Origin of the sequence: Pseudomonas sp. MWU318 (assembly GCF_016756945.1) — a bacterium.
Taxonomy (GTDB): domain Bacteria; phylum Pseudomonadota; class Gammaproteobacteria; order Pseudomonadales; family Pseudomonadaceae; genus Aquipseudomonas; species Aquipseudomonas putida_A.
Window position 1 is genome coordinate 82,662 of record NZ_JAESJL010000006.1, and the last position, 14,888, is coordinate 97,549.

Sequence of the window (14,888 nt, forward strand, 5' to 3'; positions counted from 1 at the left end):
GCCGCAGACAACCAATAATTCAGGGCAGGACGCCTGCTTCCATCTTCACTGTGGGGACACATGCAGACACTCAAGGTCGATCTAGGCGAGCGCAGCTACCCGATTCATATTGGCGAAGGTTTGTTGGATCAGCCCGAGTTGCTGGCGCCGCATATCCATGGGCGGCAAGTGGCAATCATCTCCAACGAGACCGTTGCGCCGCTCTATCTCGAACGTCTGACCCGCAGCCTTGCGCAGTTCTCGGTGATCTCGGTGGTGCTGCCGGACGGCGAAGCCTTCAAGAACTGGGAAACCCTGCAACTGATCTTCGACGGCCTGCTGACTGCCCGTCACGACCGCCGCACCACGATCATCGCCCTCGGTGGTGGTGTCATCGGTGACATGGCCGGTTTTGCCGCCGCCTGCTACCAGCGCGGTGTCGATTTCATCCAGATTCCTACCACGCTGCTGTCCCAGGTCGATTCGTCGGTGGGCGGCAAGACCGGTATCAACCATCCGCTGGGCAAGAACATGGTCGGCGCGTTCTATCAGCCGAACGTGGTGCTGATCGATACCGCGTCCCTGAAAACCCTGCCAGAGCGTGAGCTGTCCGCCGGTCTAGCTGAAGTCATCAAGTACGGTCTGATCTGCGACGAGCCGTTCCTGACCTGGCTCGAAAACAACGTCGACGCTCTGCGCGCGCTGGACCAGAAGGCCCTGACCTATGCCATCGAGCGCTCCTGCGCGGCCAAGGCGGCAGTGGTCGGTGCCGATGAGAAGGAAACCGGCGTGCGCGCCACGCTCAATCTCGGCCACACCTTCGGCCACGCCATCGAGACCCACATGGGCTATGGTGTCTGGTTGCATGGTGAGGCGGTGGCCGCTGGCACCGTGATGGCGCTGGAGATGTCCGCGCGTCTGGGCTGGATCAGCGAGCAGGAACGTGATCGCGGCATTCGTCTGTTCCAGCGTGCCGGTCTGCCGGTGATTCCGCCGGAAGAAATGACCGAAGCCGATTTTTTCGAACATATGGCAATTGATAAAAAAGTGATCGACGGTCGTCTGCGCCTGGTGCTGCTGCGCCGGATGGGCGAAGCGGTGGTGACCGCCGATTATCCGAAAGAGGTTCTACAGGCCACGCTGGGAGCGGATTACCGCGCTCTGGCTCAGCTTAAAGGTTAATAAGATTCCGATGACTAGTTTGCATGCCGACGAGGCGTTCCTCGGCCATTTCCAGTTAAGTCACGACCCTTTCGCGCCGCGGGTGCCGGGCTTCAAATTCTTCCCGGCCCAGCGCAAACCGGTGCTGGGGCAATTGCACCACCTGGCGCGTTACAGCCAGTTGCTGCTGGTGGTCACCGGCCCGCAGGGCAGCGGCAAGACCTTGCTGCGTCAGGCGCTGGTGGCCAGCACCAACAAGCAATCGGTACAAAGCGTTGTCGTGTCGGCCCGTGGAGCTGGCGATGCCGCCGGCGTGCTGCGTCAGGTGGCTCAGGCACTGAACGTGGCTCAGGCCGAAGTTGGCGCGATTCTGGATCAGGTGGTGCAGCTCGCGCTTACCGGCCAGGAGGTCTATCTGCTGGTGGATGACGCCGAGCAGCTCGACGAATCCGCGCTCGAAGCGCTGATGGCGCTAGGGGCCGGTGCACCGGAAGGTCGCCCGCATGTGTTCCTGTTCGGTGAGTCGTCGCTGATCGCGCAACTGGAGGCCTTGCACCTCGAGGAAGAGCGCTTCCACGTCATCGAATTGCAGCCGTACACCGAAGAAGAGACCCGCGAATATCTCGACCAACGGCTCGAAGGTGCAGGCCGGGGTGTCGAACTTTTCACCGCGGATCAGATCTCTGAGATTCACGAAAGCGCCGAGGGTTGGCCTGGCAACATCAACCAGGTCGCTCGCGATGCACTGATCGAAGTCATGATTGCCAGCCGCTCTGCGGTCAAGCGTCCAAGTATGGGGTTCAACATGCCGAAGAAACACGTATTGGCGATATCCGCCGTCGTTGTGGTCGCGGTCGCCGCCGCCTGGCTGATGCCGGGTCGAAACAAGGCGCCAACCACCGGCGCACCCGCCAACGAACAGGCACAACTGCCATTGGGTCAGGGCGCCAAGGGTGGCGCACCGAATGTCGAGTTCGCCGGCAATACCCAGCCGATGCCGTTGCCGCTGGTCGGCAACTCGCAACCGGTCATGCGCGGCCCGCTGGCTGAGGCTGCTGGCGGTATCACCGAAGGCGACGACGGCGTGCCTGTCGAAGGGTCCAGCGCGACGCCGCCGACCGTAACGACTTCCGCACCACCGGCAGGTGTTCCGGCCGGCCCGGCGCCAACCCCGGTTCCGGTGCCAGCCGCCAAGCCGACCCCGGCACCGACTCAGGTCGCTACCGCCAAGCCTGCTCCGGCAGCGCCAGCGGCCAAACCGACTCCGGCTCCGGCCAAGCCTGTTGCTGCCGCCAAACCGGCCGAGAAACCGGTTACCGTTGCCAAGGCTGCCGGTGGCAGCTGGTACGCCGGTCAGCCGACCAGCAACTACGTGGTGCAGATCCTCGGCACCAGCTCCGAAGCGACCGCGCAAAACTTCGTCAAGGAGCAGGGCGGCGAGTACCGTTATTTCAAGAAAGTCCTCAACGGCAAGCCTCTCTACGTGATCACCTACGGCAATTTCGCCAATCGTGATGCAGCCGTTTCTGCCATCAAGGCCTTGCCAGCGAAGGTTCAGGCTGGTAAACCTTGGCCTCGCACTGTCGCCAGCGTCCAACAGGAACTGGCAACAACTCGCTGAAGATTCGGCGGCCTTACCCAGGCCGCCTCTCCAAGCACCTCAAAATTTCTACGAGTGCGCGCTTCCTTCCAGGTCGCGTGCCTTGTGGTGTCTGCGTCACAGTAGTCTTTGAGTCGTTGCGGTCAAAATTAAAAAAGTTTTGACTAGCACAGCAGATCGCTTTAAACCTTTCACAAATGCGACATAGATTTGCGACATTTCGTCGTCAAATTTGTGAGCGTCTGTGTCGCTGTGTACAATGACCACCCTTTTGCCCCCGCAAAGCCGGCGTACGTTCGGCGCGGCAAGCAAGTGGTTGAATTGAAAAGAAATTTGCCTCGTAAAGAGGCAGCCTGGTGAGAAAGTGTCTATGAAAGCAGGTCTGTACCAACCAGATGAATTCAAGGATAACTGCGGTTTCGGCCTGATAGCCCATATGCAGGGCGAGCCCAGTCATACCCTTTTGCAAACGGCCATCGAGGCCCTGACCTGCATGACCCACCGCGGTGGGATTAATGCCGACGGCAAGACCGGTGACGGTTGCGGTCTGCTGATTCAAAAGCCTGACGCGTTCCTGCGGGCGATGGCCCAGGAAAACTTCAGCGTCGAGCTGCCCAAGCAATATGCCGTGGGCATGGTCTTCTTCAACCAGGATCCGGCCAAGGCCGAAGCCGCTCGCGAGAACATGAACCGCGAGATCCTCGCTGAAGGCCTGCAACTGATCGGCTGGCGCAAAGTGCCGATCGACACCAGCGTCCTCGGCCGCCTGGCCCTTGAGCGCCTGCCGCAGATCGAGCAGGTGTACATCGGCGGTGAAGGCCTGAGCGATCAGGACATGGCGGTCAAACTGTTCAGCGCCCGCCGTCGCTCGTCGGTGGCCAACGCCGCCGACACCGACCACTACATCTGCAGCTTTTCGCACAAGACCATCATCTATAAAGGCCTGATGATGCCGGCCGACCTGGCCGCGTTCTATCCGGACCTGGGTGACCAGCGCCTGCAAACCGCGATCTGCGTGTTCCACCAGCGCTTCTCCACCAACACCTTGCCGAAATGGCCGCTGGCCCAGCCATTCCGCTTTCTCGCCCACAACGGCGAGATCAATACCATTACCGGTAACCGTAACTGGGCACAGGCCCGTCGGACCAAGTTCACCAACGATCTGATGGATCTGGAGGAGCTCGGCCCGCTGGTCAACCGTGTCGGTTCCGACTCCTCGAGCATGGACAACATGCTCGAACTGATGGTCACCGGTGGCATCGACCTGTTCCGTGGCGTGCGGATGATCATTCCGCCTGCGTGGCAGAACGTTGAAACCATGGACCCGGATCTGCGTGCGTTCTACGAGTACAACTCGATGCACATGGAGCCGTGGGACGGCCCGGCCGGCGTGGTGATGACCGATGGTCGTTACGCGGTGTGCCTGCTCGACCGTAACGGTCTGCGTCCGGCGCGCTGGGTCACCACCACCAACGGTTTCATCACCGTTGCTTCGGAAATCGGCGTCTGGAACTACCAGCCGCAAGACGTGATCGCCAAGGGCCGTGTCGGCCCGGGCCAGATCCTCGCCGTTGACACCGAAACCGGGCAGATCCTCGACACCGACGCGATCGACAACCGTCTGAAGTCCCGTCATCCGTACAAGCAATGGTTGCGCAAGAATGCCCTGCGCATCCAGGCGACCATGGAAGACAACGACCACGGTTCGGCGTTCTACGACGTCGATCAGCTCAAGCAATACATGAAGATGTATCAGGTCACGTTTGAAGAGCGTGATCAGGTGCTGCGTCCGCTCGGCGAACAGGGCTACGAAGCCGTTGGCTCGATGGGCGACGACACGCCGATGGCCGTGCTGTCGCAGCGCGTGCGCACGCCGTACGACTATTTCCGCCAGCAGTTCGCGCAGGTCACCAACCCGCCGATCGACCCGCTGCGTGAAGCGATCGTGATGTCGCTGGAAATCTGCCTCGGGGCCGAGCGCAACATCTTCCAGGAATCGCCGGAGCACGCCTCGCGCGTGATCCTCAGCTCGCCAGTGATCTCGCCGGCCAAGTGGCGCTCGCTGATGAACCTCGACCGCCCGGGTTTCGAGCGGCAGATCATCGACCTCAACTACGACGAAAGCGTCGGCCTCGAAGCGGCGATCCGCAACGTTGCGGATCAGGCTGAAGAAGCCGTGCGTGCCGGGCGTACCCAGATCGTTCTGAGCGACCGCCATATCGCCCCGGGCAAGCTGCCGATCCACGCTTCCATGGCCACCGGCGCGGTGCACCATCGCTTGACCGAAAAAGGCCTGCGCTGCGATTCCAACATCCTCGTGGAAACCGCCACCGCGCGCGATCCGCATCACTTTGCGGTGCTGATCGGTTTCGGCGCCTCGGCGGTCTATCCGTTCCTGGCCTACGAAGTGCTGGGCGACCTGATCCGCACCGGTGAAGTGCTGGGCGACCTCTATGAGGTGTTCAAGAACTACCGCAAAGGCATCACCAAAGGCCTGTTGAAGATCCTGTCGAAGATGGGCATCTCGACCATCGCCTCGTACCGCGGTGCGCAACTGTTCGAAGCCATCGGCCTGTCCGAAGAAGTTTGCGAACTGAGCTTCCGTGGCGTGCCGAGCCGCATCAAGGGTGCGCGTTTCGTCGACATCGAAGCCGAGCAGAAAGCCCTCGCTACCGAAGCCTGGAGTCCGCGCAAGCCGATCCAGCAGGGCGGTCTGCTGAAGTTCGTCCACGGCGGCGAATATCACGCTTACAACCCGGACGTGGTCAACACCCTGCAAGCCGCCGTGCAGCAGGGCGACTATGCCAAGTTCAAGGAATACACCTCGCTGGTGGATAACCGCCCGGTGTCGATGATCCGCGACCTGTTCAAGGTCAAGACCCTCGACAAGCCGCTGGACATCAGCGAAGTCGAACCGCTGGAATCGGTGCTCAAGCGCTTCGACTCCGCCGGTATCTCGCTGGGCGCACTGTCGCCGGAAGCGCACGAAGCCCTGGCCGAAGCCATGAACCGCCTCGGTGCGCGTTCCAACTCCGGCGAAGGCGGCGAAGACCCGGCGCGCTACGGCACCATCAAGAGCTCGAAAATCAAACAAGTCGCGACCGGCCGTTTCGGTGTCACCCCGGAATACCTGGTCAACGCCGAAGTGCTGCAGATCAAGGTCGCGCAGGGCGCCAAGCCGGGCGAGGGCGGGCAACTGCCGGGCGGCAAGGTCAACGGGCTGATCGCCAAGCTGCGTTACGCAGTGCCGGGCGTGACCCTGATTTCGCCACCGCCGCACCACGACATCTACTCCATCGAAGACTTGTCGCAATTGATCTTCGACCTGAAACAGGTCAACCCGAAGGCACTGGTTTCGGTGAAACTGGTAGCGGAAGCGGGCGTCGGCACCATCGCCGCCGGTGTGGCCAAGGCCTATGCGGACTTGATCACCATCTCCGGCTATGACGGTGGCACCGGTGCTTCGCCGCTGACCTCGATCAAATACGCGGGCGCTCCGTGGGAACTCGGCCTCGCTGAAACCCACCAGACCCTGCGCGGCAACGACCTGCGCGGCAAAGTCCGGGTGCAGACCGACGGCGGCCTGAAAACCGGCCTCGACGTGATCAAGGCCGCGATCCTCGGCGCCGAAAGCTTCGGCTTCGGTACGGCGCCGATGATCGCCCTGGGCTGCAAATACCTGCGCATCTGCCACCTGAACAACTGCGCCACCGGCGTTGCGACGCAGAACGAGAAGCTGCGCAAGGATCACTACATCGGTACCGTCGACATGGTGGTGAACTTCTTCACCTACGTCGCCGAAGAAACCCGTGAGTGGCTGGCCAAGCTCGGCGTGCGCTCCCTCGAAAAGCTGATCGGCCGCACCGATCTGCTGGAAATCCTCGAAGGCCAGACCGCCAAGCAACACCATCTGGATCTGACCCCGCTGCTGGGCAGCGATCACATCCCGGCGGACAAACCGCAATTCTGCGGCGTTGAGCGCAACCCGCCATTCGACCAGGGCCTGCTGGCCGAGAAAATGGTCGACATGGCGACGTCGGCGATCAACGACCTCAGCGGCGCCGAGTTCGAACTGGACATCTGCAACTGCGACCGTTCGATCGGCGCGCGGATCTCCGGCGAAATCGCGCGCAAGCACGGCAATCAGGGCATGGCCAACGCGCCGATCACCTTCCGCTTCAAAGGCACGGCCGGTCAGAGCTTCGGCGTGTGGAACGCTGGTGGTCTGCACATGTACCTGGAAGGCGACGCCAACGACTACGTCGGCAAAGGCATGACCGGCGGCAAACTGGTCATCGTGCCGCCGAAGGGCAGCGTCTATCAGACTCAGAACAGCGCCATCATCGGCAACACCTGCCTGTACGGCGCCACCGGCGGCAAGCTGTTCGCCGCCGGCACCGCAGGCGAGCGTTTTGCCGTGCGCAACTCCGGTGCCCACACGGTCGTGGAAGGCACTGGCGATCACTGCTGCGAGTACATGACCGGTGGTTTCGTCTGCGTTTTGGGCAAGACCGGTTACAACTTCGGCTCTGGCATGACCGGTGGTTTCGCCTACGTGCTCGATCAGGACAACACCTTCGTTGACCGGGTCAACCACGAACTGGTGGAAATCCAGCGGATCAGCGGCGAGGCGATGGAAGCCTACCGCAGCCACCTGCAGAACGTGCTGAACGAGTACGTCAAGGAAACCGAGAGCGAGTGGGGTCGTGAACTCGCCGAGAACCTTGATGACTACCTGCGTCGTTTCTGGCTGGTCAAGCCTAAGGCTGCCAACCTGAAGTCGTTGCTTTCCAGCACTCGTGCCAACCCGCAGTGATATGCGCCTGAAGAGTTTGATGAGGTTTTAACAATGGCTGAACGTCTGAATAACGACTTCCAGTTCATCGATGTCGGGCGCAAGGATCCGAAGAAGAAACTGTTGCGTCAACGCAAGAAAGAGTTCGTCGAGATCTACGAACCGTTCAAACCCCAGCAGTCGGCCGACCAGGCCCACCGCTGCCTGGGTTGCGGCAACCCGTATTGCGAATGGAAGTGCCCGGTGCACAACTTCATTCCAAACTGGCTCAAATTGGTGGCCGAGGGCAACATCCTCCAGGCGGCCGAGCTGTCGCACCAGACCAACACCCTGCCGGAAGTCTGTGGCCGGGTGTGCCCGCAGGATCGGCTGTGCGAGGGTGCCTGCACCCTCAACGACGGTTTCGGTGCGGTGACCATCGGTTCGGTCGAGAAGTACATCACCGACACCGCATTCGCCATGGGCTGGCGCCCGGACATGTCCAAGGTCAAACCGACCGGCAAACGTGTCGCGATCATCGGTGCGGGCCCGGCGGGTCTGGGCTGTGCCGACGTGCTGGTGCGTGGCGGTGTGACCCCGGTGGTGTTCGACAAGAACCCGGAAATCGGCGGTCTGCTGACCTTCGGCATTCCCGAGTTCAAGCTTGAGAAGACCGTGCTGAGCAATCGTCGCGAGGTCTTCACCGGGATGGGCATCGAGTTCCGCCTCAACACTGAGGTCGGCAAGGACGTGACCATGGAGCAACTGCTCGCCGAATACGATGCGGTATTCATGGGCATGGGCACCTACACCTACATGAAGGGTGGTTTTGCCGGTGAGGATCTGCCGGGCGTCTATGACGCGCTGGATTTCCTGATCGCCAACGTCAACCGCAACCTGGGCTTTGAAAAGTCGCCGGAAGATTTCGTCGACATGAAAGGCAAGAAGGTCGTGGTACTCGGCGGTGGCGACACGGCGATGGACTGCAACCGCACCTCGATCCGTCAGGGCGCCAAGTCGGTGACCTGTGCTTATCGTCGTGACGAAGCGAACATGCCCGGCTCGCGCAAAGAGGTGAAGAACGCCAAGGAAGAAGGCGTGAAATTCCTCTACAACCGCCAGCCAATCGCGATCGTCGGTGAAGACAAGGTCGAAGGCGTGAAGGTGGTCGAGACCCGTCTCGGCGAACCGGACGCCCGTGGCCGCCGCAGCCCCGAGCCGATCCCGGGCTCCGAAGAGATCATCCCGGCCGACGCCGTGGTCATCGCGTTCGGTTTCCGTCCAAGCCCGGCGCCGTGGTTCGAACAGTTCGAAATCCAGACCGACAGCCAGGGCCGCGTCGTTGCGCCTGAGCAAGGTCAGTACAAGCACCAGACCAGCAACCCGAAAATCTTCGCCGGTGGCGACATGGTGCGCGGTTCCGACCTGGTGGTAACGGCGATCTTCGAAGGCCGCAATGCCGCCGAAGGGATCCTCGATTACCTGGGCGTCTGATTACGTTCCAAACGATTGAAATGCAGTACCTGTGGGAGCTGGCTTGCCAGCGATAGCATCAACTAGGTTTACCTGAGAAACCGAGTTGCCTGCATCGCTGGCAAGCCAGCTCCCACAGTGTTTTGGGGTGTTGCAAAATCAGTATTCCAACGCAATAAATTGACCCGATAGACAAAAGGCTGACCTGCATCCGTGCCTTTTGCGTCGCGCTCTGAGAAAATGCCCGCACTTTTTTTCCGGATGCCGACATGACTGCCCTGAAGAACGACCGTTTCCTCCGCGCCCTGCTCAAGCAACCTGTAGACGTCACCCCGGTGTGGATGATGCGCCAGGCCGGCCGCTACCTGCCTGAATACCGCGCCAGCCGTGCCCAGGCCGGTGATTTCATGAGCCTGTGCATGAATCCGGAATTCGCTTGCGAAGTCACGTTGCAACCGCTCGACCGCTACCCGCAACTGGACGCGGCGATCCTGTTTTCCGACATTCTCACCATTCCCGATGCCATGGGCCAGGGCCTGTACTTCGAGACCGGTGAAGGCCCGCGCTTCAAGAAAGTCGTCAGCACCCTGGCGGACATCGAAGCGTTGCCGATCCCTGATCCACACAAGGATCTCGGCTATGTGATGGACGCGGTCAGCACCATTCGCCGCGAGCTGAATGGCCGGGTGCCGCTGATCGGCTTCTCCGGCAGCCCGTGGACCCTCGCCACCTACATGGTTGAAGGCGGTTCGTCGAAGGACTTCCGTAAGACCAAGGCGATGCTCTACGACAACCCGCAAGCCATGCACCTGCTGCTGGACAAGCTGGCGCAGTCGGTGACCTCGTACCTCAACGGCCAGATCCAGGCCGGCGCGCAAGCGGTGCAGATCTTCGATACCTGGGGCGGCAACCTGTCGGCGGCGGCGTATCAGGAATTCTCCCTGGCGTACATGAAGAAAATCGTCAGCGGCCTGATCCGCGAGCACGACGGTCGCAAAGTGCCGGTGATCCTCTTCACCAAGAACGGCGGCCTGTGGCTGGAAAGCATCGCCGAGGCCGGCGCCGACGCACTGGGCCTGGACTGGACCTGCGACATCGGCAACGCTCGCGCCCGTGTCGGCGACAAGGTCGCGCTGCAAGGCAACATGGACCCGACCGTGCTCTACGCCAAACCGGAAGCGATCCGCACTGAAGTCGGGCGCATTCTGGCCAGCTACGGCAAGGGCAGCGGCCACGTGTTCAACCTCGGCCACGGCATCACCCCTGAGGTCGATCCGGAGCATGCCGGTGCGTTCCTGCGTGCGGTGCACGAGTTGTCGGCGCAGTATCACGAGTGATCGACGCCCAATAAAAAACGCCCGGCCAATGCCGGGCGTTTTTGTACAAGATCAAAAGATCGCAGCCTGCGGCAGCTCCTACATTGGGATTCGCGTTTCCCTGTAGGAGCTGCCGCAGGCTGCGATCTTTTGCTTTTAAGCTTTCACACCACCAAGTGGCGGCAACTTCGCCAGTTTCAACGCCACCAGCAGTGCCACCAGCAACAGCGCACCAATAAACAGGCCAATGCCGTTCCAGCCGCCCAGATGCCAGAACACCCCGCCCGCCGTCCCGGCAATGCTGGAGCCTGCGTAATAACTGAACAGGTACAACGACGACGCCTGGCCCTTGGCCTTGGTCGCGCGCCGCCCGATCCAGCTGCTCGCCACTGAGTGCGCGCCGAAGAAGCCGAAGGTGAAGATCAACATGCCGACGATCACCAGCAACAGCGGTGTGAACATCGTGAGCGCAAGGCCGGCGAACATCAGTGCGATGGTTGCCCACAGCACTTTGCGCCGCCCCAGTTTGTCCGCCAGCGAACCGATTTTCGCCGAACTGTAGATGCCCGACAGGTACACCACCGACAGCAAGCCGACAAATACCTGATCGAGGTTGTACGGCGCCGCCAGCAGGCGATAGCCGATGTAGTTGAACAGGGTGACGAAGGCGCCCATCAGTACGAACGCTTCGAGGAACAGCAATGGCAGGCCGGCGTCGCGAAAGTGCATCGTGAAGCCGTCGAGCAGGCTGCGCGGGTGCAGCGAGCGTGAGCGGAAGTTGCGCGACTCGGGGAGTATCTTCCAGAACACCGCCGCCGCGATCAGCGCCAGACCGCCGATCACCAGCATCGCCGTGTGCCAACTGACGAAGTCGATCAATACCCCGGTGATCAAGCGGCCGCTCATCCCGCCAATCGCGTTGCCGCCGATGTACAGACCCATCGCCAGACCGATGTGCTGCGGGTGGATTTCCTCACTCAGGTAAGTCATCGCCACGGCCGCCAGGCCGCTCAGTGACAGGCCGATCAGCGCACGCATGATCAGCACGCCGTGCCAGCTCGGCATCATCGAACTGGCGATGGTGCACAGCGCGGCGGCGAACAGTGCCGCGACCATCACCGGTTTGCGCCCGACGCGGTCGGAGATCGGCCCGGTGATCAGCAGACCGAAGGCCAGCATGCCGGTCGCCACCGACAGAATCAGGCTGCTCTGCGCGGCGTTGATCGAATATTCGTGGGACAGCAGCGGCATCATCGGCTGCACGCAGTACAGCAGGGCGAAGGTCGCGAAGCCGCCGCTGAACAGCGCCAGCACCGTGCGCATGAACATCGGTGTACCTTTTTCGATGTAGATCTCCTGCAGCTCGGCGATGACATCGTCCGTCGCGGCAGGCGGAACTTCATGGGCAAGAGGGGCGGCGGCGGTTTTCACATCAGACCTCGGAGGGCACGGCCAGGCAGGCAATGAAAAAATCATATAGCTGGCTAATGTTTCTATCCAATATATTGTTCGACCTGTTTGATAGCTTTAACGACCTAATGGGGTTTCCATGGAATTGCGTCATCTGCGCTACTTCATCGCCGTCGCCGAAGAATTGCATTTCGGCCGCGCCGCACAGGTGCTGGGGATCTCCCAGCCACCGCTGAGCCAGCAGATTCAGGCGCTGGAGCAAGAGGTCGGCGCGCGGTTGTTCGAACGCACCAATCGTCGGGTCGAGCTGAGTGAGGCTGGCCGATTGTTTCTGGAGGAGGCGCGGCTGGTGCTGGCGCAGGTCGACAAAGCGGCGGACGTCGCCCGGCGTGCGCAACTCGGCGAACTCGGCGAATTGAAGATTGGCTTCACTTCGTCGGCCCCGTTCAACTCGACCATTCCCCAGGCGATTTTTGCTTTTCGCCAGCGTTTCCCGGCAGTGCACCTGAACCTGCGGGAGATGAGCAGCACCATGGTCGCGGATGCGCTGGTGGATCAGTCGATCGAAGTCGGGATCATGCGCCCGCTGGGCCTGCCGGATTCGCTGAGTGTGGTGGAGCTGATGCGTGAGCCGCTGGTGGCGGTGCTCGGCTCCAAACATCCGTTGGCGCAAGGCAGCGAGGAAGGGCTGTTCCTCTCGGCGCTGGCGCTGGAGCCGTTCGTGTTCTTTCCACGCAGCTACGGCAGTGGGCTGTATGCGCAATTGCTCAGTCTGGCGCGCGATGCCGGATTCAGTCCGCACTTCGCCCAGGAGGCCGGTGAGGCGATGACCATCATCGGACTGGTCGCAGCGGGGCTGGGGGTTTCGGTGTTGCCGGCGTCCTACCAGCGGATGCGTATCGACGGCGTGGTCTACCGGCCACTGCTCGATCCGGAGGCGGTGTCGGCGGTGTGGCTGGTGCAGCGCAAGGATCAGAAATCGCCGATGGCCAAGGCGTTTGTCGAACTGCTGACACGCAAGGTTGAGCCTTCAAAAGCTTGATTGCTGCGCAATCAAATCGCGAGCAGGCTCGCTCCCACAGGGGAACGCATTCCAAGGTGGGAGCGAGCCTGCTCGCGAAGGCGTCAACTCAAACACCAACGCCCCTCAGGGCAACCGCACCAGATCCCCCTTCAACGCCACCCGCGTCACAAATACCCCGGCCCGGCATTCATAGGTATTCAAATCCTTGCGCACATGCTGGTCGTAATAACTGACGATATTGACCACCGCATTCGCCCCGACCCGTTTGGCATCGGCCTGCAACTTGATCAGGTTCGACTGCAGCACCCACTCGCAGGAATCGTGATCACTCTTGTTGAAGCCGTTGGCCTTCAGATCACTGACCACATCCCGGCGCAACAAGCGATGCGTGCCCTGCGGCCCATTGCCGATCAGATAGAACTTCACACTGCCATCCAGCCGCCCGGCGCGAATCGCATCCGAGAGCACGGTCTCGAACGGCATGTACATCAGGTTGGTGGCGTGGCTGGCGCCGGGAAATAGCCCGAGGAGTGCGGCGGCGATCAGGGCTTTCACTTGCATGGTCATCTCCTTGACTTTGCGAGTCAGCATTCAACGATTTATGGAGTGTAGACACCGTACGTCGGTGCAGAAAAAACCGTCTGGTACATGTGTAGCTCAAGGGCTACACTCTCGGTCATGCCCGAGATCATTCGAAGTTCAACATTCTCCACCTGGCTTTTGAAGCTGGCTGACAACCGCGCCAGGATGCGTATTCAGGTGCGCATTGATCGTATGGCCGATGGGAATTTTGGTGATGTCAAAGCCGTCGGTGAGGGGCTCAGCGAAGTCAGAATTGACTATGGCCCCGGATATCGAGTCTATTTCATGCAACAAGGTCGGCAAGTGGTCATCCTCCTTTGTGGTGGAGACAAGAGCAGCCAACCCCGAGATATCAAGCAAGCCAGGCTCATCGCGGAGTCTTGGCAGGAGCAAAACCCATGACCGAACAATTCACTCGTTGGGACTCAGCCGAGTACCTCAAGACAGAAGAGGACATGGCCAATTATCTGGATGCCTGCATGGAGGAGGCTGGAGATGATCCTGCCTTTATCGCCAAGGCACTGGGCACCATTGCGAGAGCGCGAGGCATGACCCAAGTCGCACGTGACGCCGGGCTGTCTCGAGAAAGTCTCTACCGTGCACTGTCAGGTGAAGGAAATCCTGAGTTTGGAACGATTCTGAAAGTGGTGAAGGCGTTGGGCTTGAAGTTACATGCCAGCACTTGAGCTGAACTGAATAGCAAAGGGCGCCGCAAGGCGCCCTTTGTCGTTTCTACAGTTCAATCAATCAACGTGCGCCAAATCCCCACGCAACGCCACGCTCGACACCACCAGGCCGGCGCGGCACTGGAATTTCTCGGTGTCTTTGTACAGGTCGCGCTGGTCGACGCTGGCGATGTTGATCACGGCGTTGGCGTCGGCTTTTTTCGCGGCGTTCTGCAGGGTGGCGAGGGCCGACTGCAGCGCCCAGAAGCAGGCGTCGGCGTCAGATTTGTTCGAGCCGTTGGTTTTGCGGCTGCTGCTCACGGTGTCGAGTTTGCGCACCTGTTTAGGCAGGGTTTCGCCGGCCAGGTAGAACTTCACACTGCCGTCGAGCAGGCCGGCGTCGGTGGCGCGTTTGACGCCCTCGCGAAAGCTCAGGTAGGTCGGTTCGTCGGCGCCTTGCTTGACGATGCCCAAGTCGTTGACGAACTCGATGTCCGGGTTGATCGACAGTTCCTTGAGCACGTTGTCGCGCAGGCGGTTGACCCAGCGATTGTAGTTGCCGTGGATCTTGCCGTCCTTGGCGTCGAGGCCGTAGCTGCTGCGGTAGTCGATTTCAAACGAGGTCGGGCTGAACGGGATGTCGACTTCGGCGTGGTGACGGCCGCGTACGGTAATCGCCGCTTTGATCATGCCCGGGCGCACCGACTGCACCACCCACTGGCGATCATTGAGCGCGGTGACGATGGCGCGGCTCATCTGTTGCTGGGTGAAGCCGAGGTTGGGCGAGAACTCTTCCTTGGCGTTGTAAACCGGTTTGCTGGTGCAACCGCCGAGCACAAAGGCCAGGGCCAGCAGGGCGGCGATGCGGTGAAACTGAGTCATTCCCTTCACTCCAAACGTGTTG

At 61.0% G+C, this 14,888-nt stretch carries 11 protein-coding genes; 8 read left to right on the forward strand and 3 right to left on the reverse strand.

All coding sequences use genetic code 11. The annotated features are described in order from the left end of the window. The first annotated feature begins 60 nt into the window (after positions 1 to 60). From aroB to hemE, 5 genes are all read left to right on the forward strand, one after another. Positions 61 to 1,161 carry a 3-dehydroquinate synthase gene (gene aroB / locus JN524_RS15685; RefSeq protein ID WP_202369913.1) on the forward strand — a complete coding sequence of 367 codons (1,101 nt, stop codon included), beginning with the start codon at positions 61 to 63 and terminating at the stop codon, positions 1,159 to 1,161. A gap of 10 nt (positions 1,162 to 1,171) precedes the next feature. Further along, positions 1,172 to 2,761 (forward strand): AAA family ATPase, encoded by a 1,590-nt coding sequence (locus JN524_RS15690; protein ID WP_202369914.1) that lies wholly within the window; start codon positions 1,172 to 1,174, stop codon positions 2,759 to 2,761. 349 nt (positions 2,762 to 3,110) lie between these two features. Next, positions 3,111 to 7,556, forward strand: coding sequence for a glutamate synthase large subunit (gltB, locus tag JN524_RS15695; RefSeq protein WP_202369915.1), 4,446 nt, complete (start codon positions 3,111 to 3,113; stop codon positions 7,554 to 7,556). Positions 7,557 to 7,589: 33 nt separating this feature from the next. Continuing rightward, on the forward strand, positions 7,590 to 9,008 hold the full coding sequence (locus JN524_RS15700; protein WP_007909438.1) for an FAD-dependent oxidoreductase: 1,419 nt from the start codon (positions 7,590 to 7,592) through the stop codon (positions 9,006 to 9,008). A 248-nt stretch (positions 9,009 to 9,256) separates the two neighbouring features. Next, positions 9,257 to 10,324, forward strand: coding sequence for a uroporphyrinogen decarboxylase (gene hemE, locus JN524_RS15705; protein WP_007968321.1), 1,068 nt, complete (start codon positions 9,257 to 9,259; stop codon positions 10,322 to 10,324). A 135-nt stretch (positions 10,325 to 10,459) separates the two neighbouring features. Here the strand turns inward: hemE and JN524_RS15710 are convergent, their stop codons facing one another. Further along, entirely contained in the window at positions 10,460 to 11,734 is a 1,275-nt protein-coding gene (locus JN524_RS15710) for an MFS transporter (protein WP_202369916.1), read from the reverse strand. Positions 11,735 to 11,852: 118 nt separating this feature from the next. Here JN524_RS15710 and JN524_RS15715 point away from each other — a divergent pair, with 118 nt between their 5' ends. Further along, complete coding sequence (locus JN524_RS15715) at positions 11,853 to 12,755, forward strand: LysR family transcriptional regulator (RefSeq protein ID WP_097087028.1); 903 nt, start codon at positions 11,853 to 11,855, stop codon at positions 12,753 to 12,755. Positions 12,756 to 12,860: 105 nt separating this feature from the next. On the opposite strand, the gene JN524_RS15720 is transcribed toward JN524_RS15715, so the two are convergent. Further along, positions 12,861 to 13,298: an excinuclease gene (locus JN524_RS15720; protein WP_202369917.1), complete on the reverse strand. Its 438-nt coding sequence runs from the start codon at positions 13,296 to 13,298 to the stop codon at positions 12,861 to 12,863. Between the two features lie 117 nt (positions 13,299 to 13,415). On the opposite strand from JN524_RS15720, the gene JN524_RS15725 reads away from it, so the two are divergent. Together JN524_RS15725 and JN524_RS15730 are read left to right on the forward strand one after the other, a co-directional pair. Then, positions 13,416 to 13,721 carry a type II toxin-antitoxin system RelE/ParE family toxin gene (locus JN524_RS15725; protein WP_202369918.1) on the forward strand — a complete coding sequence of 102 codons (306 nt, stop codon included), beginning with the start codon at positions 13,416 to 13,418 and terminating at the stop codon, positions 13,719 to 13,721. Beyond that, positions 13,718 to 14,005: an addiction module antidote protein gene (locus tag JN524_RS15730; protein ID WP_007943750.1), complete on the forward strand. Its 288-nt coding sequence runs from the start codon at positions 13,718 to 13,720 to the stop codon at positions 14,003 to 14,005. The genes JN524_RS15725 and JN524_RS15730 overlap by 4 nt, the downstream gene beginning before the upstream one ends. Before the next feature lie 57 nt (positions 14,006 to 14,062). Here the strand turns inward: JN524_RS15730 and JN524_RS15735 are convergent, their stop codons facing one another. Beyond that, on the reverse strand, positions 14,063 to 14,866 hold the full coding sequence (locus JN524_RS15735) for a hypothetical protein (protein WP_027611326.1): 804 nt from the start codon (positions 14,864 to 14,866) through the stop codon (positions 14,063 to 14,065). Positions 14,867 to 14,888 lie beyond the last annotated feature (22 nt).

Excerpts from the sequence above, each read along its gene's own strand:
- JN524_RS15715 (WP_097087028.1), top strand. The coding sequence starts at position 11,853 with ATGGAATTGCGTCATCTGCGCTACTTCATCGCCGTCGCCGAAGAATTG.
- JN524_RS15700 (WP_007909438.1), top strand. The coding sequence starts at position 7,590 with ATGGCTGAACGTCTGAATAACGACTTCCAGTTCATCGATGTCGGGCGC.
- JN524_RS15690 (WP_202369914.1), top strand. The coding sequence starts at position 1,172 with ATGACTAGTTTGCATGCCGACGAGGCGTTCCTCGGCCATTTCCAGTTA.
- aroB (WP_202369913.1), top strand. The coding sequence starts at position 61 with ATGCAGACACTCAAGGTCGATCTAGGCGAGCGCAGCTACCCGATTCAT.
- JN524_RS15725 (WP_202369918.1), top strand. The coding sequence starts at position 13,416 with ATGCCCGAGATCATTCGAAGTTCAACATTCTCCACCTGGCTTTTGAAG.
- hemE (WP_007968321.1), top strand. The coding sequence starts at position 9,257 with ATGACTGCCCTGAAGAACGACCGTTTCCTCCGCGCCCTGCTCAAGCAA.
- gltB (WP_202369915.1), top strand. The coding sequence starts at position 3,111 with ATGAAAGCAGGTCTGTACCAACCAGATGAATTCAAGGATAACTGCGGT.
- JN524_RS15720 (WP_202369917.1), bottom strand. The coding sequence starts at position 13,298 with ATGCAAGTGAAAGCCCTGATCGCCGCCGCACTCCTCGGGCTATTTCCC.
- JN524_RS15730 (WP_007943750.1), top strand. The coding sequence starts at position 13,718 with ATGACCGAACAATTCACTCGTTGGGACTCAGCCGAGTACCTCAAGACA.
- JN524_RS15735 (WP_027611326.1), bottom strand. The coding sequence starts at position 14,866 with ATGACTCAGTTTCACCGCATCGCCGCCCTGCTGGCCCTGGCCTTTGTG.